This is a genomic window from Lachnoclostridium sp. (assembly GCF_031997925.1).
Lineage (GTDB): Bacteria > Bacillota > Clostridia > Lachnospirales > Lachnospiraceae > Lachnoclostridium.
In genome coordinates, this window is the sequence record NZ_DAMADT010000008.1 from 100,306 (window position 1) to 112,820 (window position 12,515).

General features: G+C 35.9%; 13 protein-coding genes and 1 pseudogene. All 14 read right to left on the reverse strand.

Annotated features, from left to right (window positions below; genetic code table 11):
- Nucleotides 1–1,336: pseudogene (locus RTP52_RS07760) on the reverse strand (hypothetical protein); the annotation flags it as partial.
- Nucleotides 1,337–1,735: 399 nt separating this feature from the next.
- Nucleotides 1,736–1,927 carry a FeoB-associated Cys-rich membrane protein gene (locus RTP52_RS07765; protein ID WP_312103898.1) on the reverse strand — a complete coding sequence of 64 codons (192 nt, stop codon included), beginning with the start codon at nt 1,925–1,927 and terminating at the stop codon, nt 1,736–1,738.
- A 51-nt stretch (nt 1,928–1,978) separates the two neighbouring features.
- On the reverse strand, nt 1,979–4,063 hold the full coding sequence (gene feoB, locus RTP52_RS07770; protein ID WP_312103901.1) for a ferrous iron transport protein B: 2,085 nt from the start codon (nt 4,061–4,063) through the stop codon (nt 1,979–1,981).
- Nucleotides 4,064–4,111: 48 nt separating this feature from the next.
- A complete protein-coding gene (locus RTP52_RS07775) occupies nt 4,112–4,333 on the reverse strand; it encodes a FeoA family protein (protein ID WP_312103904.1) in 222 nt (73 codons plus the stop codon).
- A 393-nt stretch (nt 4,334–4,726) separates the two neighbouring features.
- Nucleotides 4,727–5,101 carry a DUF2085 domain-containing protein gene (locus RTP52_RS07780; RefSeq protein WP_312103906.1) on the reverse strand — a complete coding sequence of 125 codons (375 nt, stop codon included), beginning with the start codon at nt 5,099–5,101 and terminating at the stop codon, nt 4,727–4,729.
- 50 nt (nt 5,102–5,151) lie between these two features.
- Entirely contained in the window at nt 5,152–5,364 is a 213-nt protein-coding gene (locus RTP52_RS07785; RefSeq protein ID WP_312103909.1) for a hypothetical protein, read from the reverse strand.
- A 232-nt stretch (nt 5,365–5,596) separates the two neighbouring features.
- Nucleotides 5,597–5,989 (reverse strand): response regulator, encoded by a 393-nt coding sequence (locus RTP52_RS07790; RefSeq protein WP_312103911.1) that lies wholly within the window; start codon nt 5,987–5,989, stop codon nt 5,597–5,599.
- 362 nt (nt 5,990–6,351) lie between these two features.
- A complete protein-coding gene (gene hisC, locus RTP52_RS07795; protein ID WP_312370309.1) occupies nt 6,352–7,446 on the reverse strand; it encodes a histidinol-phosphate transaminase in 1,095 nt (364 codons plus the stop codon).
- Nucleotides 7,447–7,595: 149 nt separating this feature from the next.
- Nucleotides 7,596–8,789, reverse strand: coding sequence for a pyridoxal phosphate-dependent aminotransferase (locus RTP52_RS07800; RefSeq protein WP_312103915.1), 1,194 nt, complete (start codon nt 8,787–8,789; stop codon nt 7,596–7,598).
- Between the two features lie 121 nt (nt 8,790–8,910).
- Nucleotides 8,911–9,534 (reverse strand): cytidylate kinase-like family protein, encoded by a 624-nt coding sequence (locus tag RTP52_RS07805; RefSeq protein WP_312103918.1) that lies wholly within the window; start codon nt 9,532–9,534, stop codon nt 8,911–8,913.
- 144 nt (nt 9,535–9,678) lie between these two features.
- Entirely contained in the window at nt 9,679–10,392 is a 714-nt protein-coding gene (locus tag RTP52_RS07810) for an ABC transporter ATP-binding protein (protein WP_312103921.1), read from the reverse strand.
- Nucleotides 10,393–10,413: 21 nt separating this feature from the next.
- Entirely contained in the window at nt 10,414–11,172 is a 759-nt protein-coding gene (locus RTP52_RS07815) for an ABC transporter ATP-binding protein (protein ID WP_312103924.1), read from the reverse strand.
- Between the two features lies 1 nt (nt 11,173).
- A complete protein-coding gene (locus RTP52_RS07820; protein WP_312103927.1) occupies nt 11,174–12,169 on the reverse strand; it encodes a branched-chain amino acid ABC transporter permease in 996 nt (331 codons plus the stop codon).
- A gap of 9 nt (nt 12,170–12,178) precedes the next feature.
- The coding region (locus RTP52_RS07825) for a branched-chain amino acid ABC transporter permease (RefSeq protein WP_442913529.1) at nt 12,179–12,515 on the reverse strand (337 nt) is incomplete at its 5' end.

The window sequence follows — 12,515 nt, forward strand, 5'->3', positions numbered from 1 at the left end:
CAAAATACTGACATATATGAAATAATAGTGCGTGATTTTCACTAAAGAACCACATAACATCATCTCCTGGCTCATCAATCCAGTATCGAAATTCAAGGATAGTTAGTTCAATTTTTCTTAAACATTCTGAAGATAATTTACTGTGAAATTTCTTATAGATTTGCATAACAATCACGAGATGGAAGTCACTACAATCCTTACGTAATGCAATTCCTTGTAATTCCTCCTCAATAATACGTTCTGCTTTCTTTGTATCACCATTCATCATAAGAATAGAAGCTGCCTTATAGACATTATCTACTTCTACTTCTTCTAAATACTTTAAAGCTTCTAGTTTACGCTGTGCAATCGTACTTTCCTTATGCTTTAATAATTTTTTATGAAATATTTGTGTCGCTATCTTTCGTCCGATAGAAATAGTACCAATTTGTATTTCCACACCGAAATAATAAAATCCCGGAATCACATCATCAGCTTCAAACAAAGGCAATGTTTTCTGGTCTGGTTTTATCACATAGTCTTTTTCTGTACCAATCGTATGAGCATTGGTCAACTTGTCCGCTACTGGCTTATAAGATACGTGAATTGGTAACTCTTGACCAGAGGTATTGTTTATCGCCAACTCTACAACTTCACTTATATATAGTTCTTTATCAAAGGATATCTCTTCTAATATTTTCTCTGCTTCTTTCATCGCATTTAGATCAACTTGATCCTCTACTGGTAAGCACATCTCTAAAGTAGAATCTCCAAGATATTGAAGACGATAATAAAAATCGGTGTCTCTTTCTGCTAAGTCATCTAGACATAATAACAGCTGATTATACCCTTTCTTTAATTTCATCTTAAACGTATTGCTCTTCACCATATTTCTCGTGAACGGAATAAAATCTGTTATGAATTCCTCATTCATCCAGACAGTAATTCCACCGCACGTTTCCACATGAAACATCTCTTCTCTTTCCTCATTTGAATAAAGTTCTACATAGCTATAGCAACGCAGATACGTCGGAATATTATAAAACTCAGAAAAATCAACACCCACATTCCCGAATGGAAAGTACATCTCAAAGGTTCGTTTCTCATCAAATACCTGAAGTTCATTATGGAGCTTACATTTTTCTATCGAAACAAACTCTGGAAGATTCCCAATTCTATGATTAATAAATTCTTTACGACAAGGATTTTCATGAATAGAAAAACCGTATTTTAGCCATTCATTTACCTTGCCCTTTAACGTCACTTTGTCAAATTGTTGTGATTTTGTATAAGTTTTTGTGGTTAGACAACGGTTAATAAAACCTTGACTTTCCAAAGGATAGGTTAAGTATTTCATAAGAATTCCTCTTTTTTTATTTTAGTACGATAACTATAACACATAAAATAAACATAAATTATGATATATTTAATTGAAAATTATATATTTTTGCTATATTTTGAACTGATAAAGTTGGTATTGTATCGTTTTAATTGTACATTAATTCCACTCGTCCTCATAGAATTTTCTATTTAGTAATTAATCCCTGCTAATTAAACAGTTTTTGGTATAACATAGTCTTGTTCCATAGTAGTTGCATCAATAGTATTTCCTAATATTCAAAAAAGAGATACAATAGATTTCAATCTCCATTGTATCTCTTCTGTATTTATTTCACCTTTTCTAAGTCAAAACGGATATTCGCAATCCGCTTGAACTGCTGCTGAAACAGGCATGCTGTAAAAATAGTTTTCTCATTTATTCTTGAAATATTTTTACTTTCTCTTTTGCTTTTTTCGTATCATTAACTTTCGTGCAGTTACAATGACTTGGACAATCGGAACATCCACAGCTGCAAAACTTACCCGCTTTTATTTCCTTCACTCTTTTTCTCACTACAAAGAAGCTATAAACCCCTAGCAGTAGTACTATAATTAATGTTGGCCACATACTCATCATCCTTTCCTTAATTATTCATATCTGACTATTAATTCGATTTCATTAAAGGTTTGTAATAAAACTGCCAATCTGGAAAAACAGTACGGACACCAGATAAGCAACACTTAATTGAAATAGTATAGAGAATATCGTCCACTTTGTGGATTTTAATTCTCTCTTTACCACTGCGATGGTTGCCACACACGGAGTATATAGTAAACAAAATAGCATAAAAGAATAGGCATTAACCGCAGTAAAATTCTGACTTGATAGTGAAGATATCAAGCTATCCATTCCATCACGGGAACTGATATTTGCTATTCCATATAATACACTAAAACTAGATACTACAACTTCCTTGGCAGCTAATCCAGAGATTAGTGCCACAACAACTTGCCATAATCCAAGTCCCGCTGGTATTAAAATTGGACTGATAAACTTACCAAAGATTGCTCCAAAGCTCTGTGACATATCCTCTGTCATTCCTTGTGGTCCAAAGTTTAAGATAAACCAAATTACAATTGACGCAAGGAATATCGTTGTACCCGCTTTCGTTAAATAATCCTTCACTTTGTCCCATACATAGATAAAGATAGTTCTTTTATTTGGTGTTTTATACTCTGGTAACTCAATAAGTAATGGACTCATACTACCTTTATTCCCAAATTTGTTCATTACAAAGGCAGAAATTACTGCAATAACCAAACCAATCACATACATTGAAAATGCTGCTAACACTGCGTATCGTCCAAAAAACATTTGGGAAAATAACACGTAGATTGGAAGTCTTGCACTACAGGACATAAAAGGTGTAATCAATACGGTTCTTCTTCTATCCCTCATATCCTCCAAGGCTCTTGACGCCATAACTGCAGGAACGGTACAACCAAATCCAAGTATCATCGGGATAAAGGCTCTTCCCGATAACCCAAGTTTACCCATCAACCCATCCATCACATATGCAACTCTTGCCATATAGCCGCTATCCTCTAGGAAGGCTAATGCAAGAAATAGGATAAAGATATTTGGTAAGAAAGTAAGGATTCCACCAACACCAGCAATAATTCCATCGACTAATAACGAAGTTAGCATCTCACTTGTACCAATCGCTTCTAGTCCGTTAAGAACCATGTTGGAAAAACTTTCTAAACCAACTTCAAAATACCCTTTCAGAAAATCTCCAACTGTAAAGGTTAATAAAAATACCACTGCCATAATTCCTAAGAATACCGGCAAACCGAAAATTCGATGGGTAACCACTCGATCCACTTTATCTGTTAAGGCAGCCTTTTTGCTTTTATTTACTAGGCACTCCTCAATAATTTCATCAATAAAATCATACTTTTGGTGAATGATCTCTGCTTCGTAACTTTCGTCAGCAATCCCCGTTAAATCAACCGATACAAGATTCATTACCTCTTCATCGTGCTCTAATAATTTAAGGGCGTACCAACGATAGTTTTCACATTCAAAACCAACTTCTATCATACGATCAATGAGTATATCGATCTTATCCTCGATTTCATCGCTATAAACCATCGTAAGTTCCTGATGATGTTCATGAGCGTGGTGACTTTTTCTCTCTCCAATGTTTGGATGCTGATGTACAATGCAATTGTGACGGCACTTCTCTTTATGATGTGCTACCGTGTGCATTAGGATATCTAGACCAGTTCGTTTTCTTGCAGACACTGGGATACAAGGAATCCCTAGCATCTCAGGTAATCGATGCATATCAATCTCCATACCACGTTCTTCTACAATATCCATCATATTAAGTGCTAAGATTACTGGTTTTCCAAGTTCTATTAACTGTAACGTAAGATATAAATTTCTCTCCAGAGCAGAAGCATCTGCAACGTCTATAATGACATCCACCTCAGAATCTAAGATAAATTGTCTTGTCAGCTTCTCTTCCATTGTATAGGAAGTTAGACTATATATCCCAGGGAGGTCTACTAGCTTAAAACGATGATCATGGTATTTCATCGCTCCTTCTTTTTTTTCAACTGTAACTCCCGGCCAATTAGCCACCTTTAATTTCGATCCAGTATAGGCATTAAATAATGTGGTTTTTCCGCAGTTTGGATTTCCTACAAACCCAACTTTTAATTCCTGCTTTTCTCTGCGATTCTCTTCTTGAATCATGGTTTACATCCTTTCCGTCACAACTAATATGCTGTTTATGTTATTGTCTTAACTTTCCTCGATATGAATTGCTTCTGCGATCTTTCTTCCCACTGCAAGTCTTGTTCCACGTACATTGAAAATAACAGAGCCCCCACGTTTATTATTTAAAACCTCAATCTTCGTGCCATCGGTTAATCCAAGCGCTTTCAAACGAATTTCCGCTTCTTTTGCTAACTGAATGTTATGCACTGTATAGGTTTTTTTTGCCATCCCATCCACTAGTGTCATTTCGTTCACGTCCTTTTCTGTCATTCTTCTTTTATTGAGAATAATTATCATTTACAAATTCATTATATGAAGAATTTTAAGTTCTGTCAACGTTGTTTTTATAAAATACGCTATTTTTTTCACTTTTTCTATATAAATAAGCTTAGCCTCTCCCAGATTGCTATCTTAAGAGTGAAAACACTTTGTTTAGGCGAATACATTTCGCCTTACTAAACCTGTTGGGTACGCATCCCTCAAAGCGTTTTAACTTGTAGGTAATGGCAACGAAATTTCCACTAAATTAAAAAAAGACTGTCGCATATAGCAACAGTCGCAGACATTTAAAACTATGATTCGTTTGATTATGATAACATAATCTTAGAAAAACAGCTTTTGATTATGATAAATGTAACCTTAGGAAAATAACTTATTTTTAATCATAGAAAGTATCTTAATCTGGATTGACATAATAGAAAATCCACCTGCAATTCCAGTTAAGAATCTCCTCTTATTGGTTGATTCCTTAATTTTTGATTGCTGTATCGCCCAATCCGTAAACATAACCAAGGCTCCAGTAATGGAAAGCTTTTTATGATACCCGAATAGAAGATAACATGGTATTGCAATTAGATATCCTATAATAACGCCAGTGCAACGTGCGCATACCGGAAACTGATACCCATGATAAAAAAAACTTCTCTCCGGCTTCTGATGACATCCAGTGTACTCTCCAACTCTCATTAACTTTTTCCACATCTCATCATGTTTTTTACGTATGGAAATCTTCATATCCTCTCCTTGCTCTATCATCAAATAAAACTATTACTACTTCACTTTCTTTACGTTCTAAATTTTCTACCACAATGCTGGCAAACCCAGAATGTACGCCTTACGGTATGTGATTCCCCCATTCCGCATAAGCCGCATACCCAACCGATTGGTCCTAAAATTAGATAGCCACAGCAACCTTTCCCAAAACCGAATCCTTTTTGATTCGTTTCGGATTCTTCTACAATAACGCAACGATCATCTCCACAATTTGGGCATCTCATATCTATATCCTCCCGTACGAAAAGTAAACATATATTTATAAGCAGAGTTTAGCATACTTAGATTCGTCCTGCAATGAATCTGGAGAATTTTAATGGACTACTTTTCTATTTCTAATCAAACTCTCATTTCTTTACAAAAAAATACTAATATAAAGAAAAAAGCTGTTCTAAACAGATTTTAAGCAACTTATCGTCACAATTTCTCCTCTGTTTAAAACAGCCACACTTTACCTTAAATTAATTCTAATTTCTTTAATACGTTCTCAAACTTTGTTTGATCGATTGGTTTACCTGCATAAGCCACACAACCAAGATCGAAGGCTTTGGTAACATTTCTTCCTTCACTTAAAGCCGTAGTCATAATAATCTTTGCCTGTTTTTCTTCCGGAATCCCCTTTTCTTTTTCAAAATCACGGATTCCCTTTAACGCTTGATAACCATCCAACGCTGGCATCATGATATCAAGGCAAACTAAATCATATGGTTCATTTGATTCAAGCGCCATCGTAAAGGCATCTACTGCTTCCATCCCGTCTACGGTAATATCACATTCCCCGTATTGCGATAAAAATCGAAGCATAAACTTTCTACTTGCAAAATCATCTTCCGCTATTAGTATCTTCACTGTATCCTCTCCTCAAAATTATTACCTATTCCAAGGTTTACAATAATACCCGTTGTTGTAGGGAAAACGCAAAATTATATGAAAGCAGGTCTTCTTAAGAATATTCCTTCGTTTCATCGACTTATATGGATAAGATATCTACACTTTCCCTTGTAGTATAATGTCATTATACACCGTTTTTTGTTAATAATCTAGTCACTTTCCAAAAATTCTTAAAAAATGAGAATTTTAGACTATAATTCTTTTCTTTCCTATATAGCTTTTTTATGCTATGCTCTTTGTCTTACTTGGAGATAATGCGTATGATCAAGTTCGTGTATGCAGCTCCGATACTAGCTTACTGCGTGACATGGCCCACCACTTTAGAAGTGGGGGCTTCTCGGGCATATAGATAAAGGATTAAAAACTTTTATTCTTTCTTTCACTACCCTAAGAAATTCATTCATCTCCTCATCTGTTCCGATGCTAACTCTAAGATAGTTAGATATCCTTGGTTTGTTAAAGTATCTTACGTAAATATGTTCGTTTCTTAATGCTTCAAATAAGTCCTTCGCTGCGACTTTCTCATGAGTTATGAATAAGAAATTCGTTTTGGATTCTGGCATCTGAAAACCTACTTCACTTAGTTCACTTTTCACACGCTCTCTTGTTGCTATAATCTTATCAAGTGTTTCATAAAAATATTCCTTATCTTTTACTGCCTCTGCCCCACATACAATAGAAGGATAATTCATGGTATAAGAATTATATGATTCTTTTACATTCTTAAGAGCTGTGATGAGTTCTTTATTTGCCATCGCAAATCCAATTCGCATACCTGCCATTGACCTTGATTTAGAAAAGGTCTGTACCACGACCAAATTATCATATTTTTTTAATAACGGCAGTGCACTTTGGCCGCCAAAATCTACATATGCCTCATCTACGATAACAATCACATCCTGATTATTGGCAACGATATCCTCAATTACACTAATATCTTCAAAGATGGAGGTTGGAGCATTTGGATTCGCTATTACGATACCTCCATTTTCTTTGTAATAATCTTCTTTTCTTATGTGAAAGTTCTCATCTAATGCTGGCCTTTCATAAGGGATTTTATATAAATTCGCCCATACATCATAAAATGAATAGGTAATGTCGGGAAATAATATCGGTTTTTCGGAGTTAAAAAAGGTCAAGAACGACATTGCAAGCACATCGTCAGAACCTACTCCTACAAAGATTTGATCTTTATCAAGGTCATAAAATTTCGCCAGCTCTTCCACGAGAACGGTAGCTTCTGTATCTGGATATAGTCGAAGCATCTCAGATTGATGTTTTAAAGCATCTTCGATATTCTTTGTTGGTGGATAAGGGTTTTCGTTCGTATTTAACTTTATTTTATTCAAATCTTTTGGCTGCTCACCTGCCACATAAGGTGTAACCTGTCTTAAATTCTTTTCCCATGCTCTCATGATTTTCCTCATTTCCGTGCTGCTAATTTACCCTCTGTTCCTGCATTTACTTTCTACGCATCTATACTTGTTCTAAGGATAGGAGTGCGTGTCACATAATAATTTTGAATACATTTTTAACTAATAATCCCGCATTCATAACATACCAGTTAGTTAGTAATTCCATACTCCTTCGCTAACTGCTCAAAATGAGGTAAGGCACGTTTTATCATATCAAAATTCACACAATACGCTAGGCGAAAATACCCTGGACATCCAAAAGAAAATCCAGGTACAATCAATATATTATGTGCCTTTGCTTTTTCTACAAATGCCTTATCATCCACTTCTAAGGCTTTTACAAATAAATAAAATGCCCCTTCTGGCTTAATACATTCATAACCATAAGACAATAAACTCTGATATAAAAGCTCTCTATTTCTATTGTAGATTTCTACATCAACTTCTGCATCCAAACAGCGAGACACGGCACGTTGTATGAGGGATGGGGCATTCACAAAACCAAGAATTCGGGTAGCTACGTTTGCTGCTGCCTTAATATCATTAGCATCATCAAGTTCATCTGGCAAAACAAGATAACCAATTCTATCTCCTGGAAGTGATAAGGATTTACTAAATGAATACCCAATAATCGTATTCTTATAATATTTTGTAAGATAAGGAACCTCTACCCCATCATAAACAAGCTCACGATAAGGTTCATCTGAAATCAAATAGATCGAAGTTTTATATTCTTCCTGCTTTTCCTCTAAGATACTAGCTAATTTTTTAATGGTCTCCTCGGAATATACAACACCGGTCGGATTGTTCGGAGTATTTACAATCACTGCTTTTGTCTTAGCTGTTATTTTATCCTTAAATTCCTCTAAATTCGGCTGAAAATCTATTGTATTCGGAGATACTACCACAAGGCTAGCATCAAAATTACTAACGTAGTTACGGTACTCACCAAAAAATGGAGCAAATACGATGACTTCATCAGATGGATTTAACAGAGTCTTAAAGATAACATTTAATCCACCTGCTGCACCAACCGTCATCACGATATTTTCGTGACAGAACTTGGTGTCAAACTTCTGATTGATATGATTTGCAACCTTTTCACGGACGTCTTCATAACCTGAATTATTTGGATATCCATGAATAAAATTCTGATTTTCTTCATTCAGTACTTCAATGATTGCTTCTTTGACTCTTTCCGGTGGCTCTACGCTTGGATTTCCTAAGCTAAAATCATATACATTCTCAGGTCCATATTTAGCTGCCATCTTTTTTCCTTCTTCAAACATCGCACGGATTACCGAGCTGTTTTTCACCAAATTTGCCATTTTACTTGATATCATCTCTTATCCTCCAATCCTAAATATAGTACATATCATTATAAATCATACTTCACATATTGATAAGTTGATATACTGAAAGGTTGAAAGAAATAATAATTCTTTCAACCTCACTTTATTTTTACTACCCCAATCGTATGTTCATATAATCAATTACCATATCAACACACTTTTCGAATCCTAATTTACTACTATTCAAACACAAGTCATAATTCTCAGCGCTCTTCCAGTCCCTGCCTGTGTAATATTTATAATACTCTGCACGGTGTTTGTCAATCGAAGTTATTTTCCTTGAAGCTTCTTCTTTTGAAAGACCGTCTAATTCCATGACAGTTTTAACACAGTCGTCAAATGGGGCATGTACAAATACCTTAATGACATGATCTGCATCCTTTAATACATAATCTGCACAACGGCCAACCATAATACAAGAAGTTTCATTCGCTAACTCCCTAATTACCTTCGCTTGATAATTAAATAAGTTATCATTCGATACAAAGTCGTCGGAATCTGGTGGAATTAATTCACCCCTATATTCCTTCCTAGCAATTCGAAATAGTAAGCTTTTCTTTACGGTCTCGTCTGCCTTCACAAACAATCCTTCATTGATACCGCTCTTATCTGATGCTAGTCTCATAAGCTCACGATCATAATAATGAACTTTTAGGCGTTCCGCTAACATCTTTCCAATCGTTCTACCACCACTTCCGTAACCGCGCGCAATTGTAATTACAAATTTTTCACTCATAATATATTTCCTCCCTTCCGTACTACTTCCTTGTCTTGCTTACAAGACAATACCTATGTCAAGTTTGTGTGCAGCGCAGCCACAAACTTACTGAGTGAAAGATTTATCTTTCACTCTTAATAACATGTTTGCTTCGTAGGCCTTTTACGCTTCTCCAAGGTAAGCTTTTTTAACAGAGTCATTATTCATCATCTCATTCGCATCTCCAGATAGAACAATTTTACCAGTTTCCAGTACATAAGCTCTATTTGCAATAGAAAGAGCTTTTTTCGCATTCTGTTCTACCAATAACACCGTAGTTCCGTTCTTACTTATCTCTTGTATGATACGAAATATTTCTGAAACAAATAAAGGGGACAATCCCATGGAAGGTTCATCTAATAACATAATCTTTGGCTTTGACATGAGTGCACGCCCCATAGCAAGCATCTGTTGCTCCCCTCCGGATAAGGTTCCCGCAATTTGCTTTTTACGCTCTGCAAGCCTTGGAAAACGCTTATAAACTTCTGTCAATGTCTGCGTGATCTCTGCATTATCTTTTCTGCTATAAGCACCCATCATAAGATTTTCAAATACTGTAAGCTCCGCAAAAATTCTACGTCCTTCCGGTACATGTGCCATACCAAGCGAAACAATCTTATGCGCTGGTGTTTTTAATAAATTGTGTCCTTCAAAATCGATACTGCCATGTTTGGGAGCTACTAGACCAGTAATCGTATGTAGGATTGTGGTCTTACCAGCTCCGTTGGCACCAATCAAAGCAATAACTTCTCCTTCATTTACCGTGAAGGAGATACCCTTGATTGCCCCAATTACTCCATAATATACATCTAAATCTTTTATTGTTAACATCGCCATATTAGCACCTATTCCTTTCTATCATTCGCCAAGATATGCAGTAATAACTTCAGGGTTATTTAAAACCTCAGACGGTGTTCCCTTTGCTAATTCCATACCGAAGTTTAGTACCAGTATCTCCTCACAGATTCCTGTAACAAGTTTCATATCGTGCTCAATTAAAAGGATAGTTATTTTATAACGGTCTCTTACTAAACGAATTGTTTGCATCAGCTCTTCTGTTTCATTCGGATTCATGCCTGCTGCTGGTTCATCAAGAAGCAGTAGCTTAGGATTTGTAGCTAGGGCTCTCGCAATTTCTAGTTTACGCTGTTTACCATAAGGAAGATTAGAAGCTAAGACATCCGCTTGCTTATCAAGGTCAAATACCTCAAGGATCTCAAGTGCCATCTTATCCATTTCCTTTTCTTTTTTCCAATAGGAAGGAAGCTTAAACAAGGCCTCGAATAAGGAGTAGTGAACCTGATTGTGTAAGGCCACCTTTACATTATCAAGCACTGTCATCTTTTTAAACAATCGTATATTTTGAAATGTTCTTGCGATTCCGGCTTGATTAATTTGAGCTGGTTTCTTTCCATTTAATCTTATACCTTCTAACATAATACTACCATCTGTTGGCTGATATACTCCAGTTAATAAATTAAATAATGTTGTTTTACCAGCACCATTTGGTCCGATTAACCCATATAGTTGACCTTCCTTGATAGAAAAATTTACTTGATCTACCGCTCTTAAGCCACCAAAGGAGATACCTAAATTCTTTACTTCTAATAATGCCATCTTAGTGCTCTCCTTTCTGTAATTTTTTTGCTTTTATTTTCTCAAACGGTACTATTTTTCTAATGATACCCTTTAGCTTTTCTTTCATTTCTCCAGAATTAAGAATCATAATAAGGATCAATGCAAGCGCATACGTAAGCATACGGTAATCACCAAACTCACGGAATTTTTCCGGAAGGTAGGTTAAAAGAATCGTTGCAACGATAGTGCCCGGAATATTTCCCATACCACCAAGTACAACAAATATTAGAATATCAATGGATTTATTATAATCAAAATTATTAGGTCGTAATACGGTGTAGGTATGCGCATATAATGCACCGGCAATTCCAGCAAAAAAAGCTGCAATTGTAAAAGCCAGAATCTTAAACTTTGTAACTGGAATTCCCATCGCCTCAGCTGCTACATAATTCTCACGAACCGATAGAATTGCTCTACCATGTCTTGATTTCTTTAAGTTAACTGCTGCCAGTATTGTAAGGATACCAAAGATATATATCCATGTATAATTCGCATAATCCGGAATCTTTGATAATCCCATAGCACCACCAGTAATTGACATGGTATTGATGATAGAGCGAATAATTTCTGTAAATGCCAGAGTAACAATTGCAAGATAATCACCACGTAAGCGAAGTACTGGTATCCCAGTAATCACCCCAAATAATGCAGCCATAATACCACCGATGAAAAGTGCTATAATAAAGGATAAAAATCCTGGAAGTCCTACCGCCTGCGTAGTAAAGATTGCACTGGAATAAGCTCCTATGGCCATAAATCCAGCATGACCAAGTGACAATTCTCCTAATAAGCCTACCGTTATACTTAAGGATACCGCTAGAATAATGTTAATTCCAATTCTAGGTATTAGAGAGGTCATTTGACGACTTAATATATTTCCCTCCATCATGTAATAAACAGCGATATAACCAAGGATAATCGCAACAAAGGCGATCACCGCATTCATCAGATTCCTTCTATTCTTATTCTTCTCCATACCGTTCACCTACACCTTCTCAATTCTATTCTTGCCAAGTAACCCAGATGGTTTTATAAGTAAGACAAGTACAAGAATACCAAATACGATAGCATCTGCAAGTTCTGTTGAGATATATGCTTTACTTAAGCTTTCAATCACTCCTAATAAAAGTCCACCAAGCATAGCTCCTGGAATACTACCAATACCTCCAAATACTGCCGCAACGAACGCTTTAATACCCGGCAAGGTTCCAAGCGTTGGTCTTAAGGATGGGTACTGACTAATAAAAAGGATACCAGCGATCGCTGCAAGCATGGACCCGATCGCAAACGTAATCGATATGGTTCGATTCACGTTAATTCCC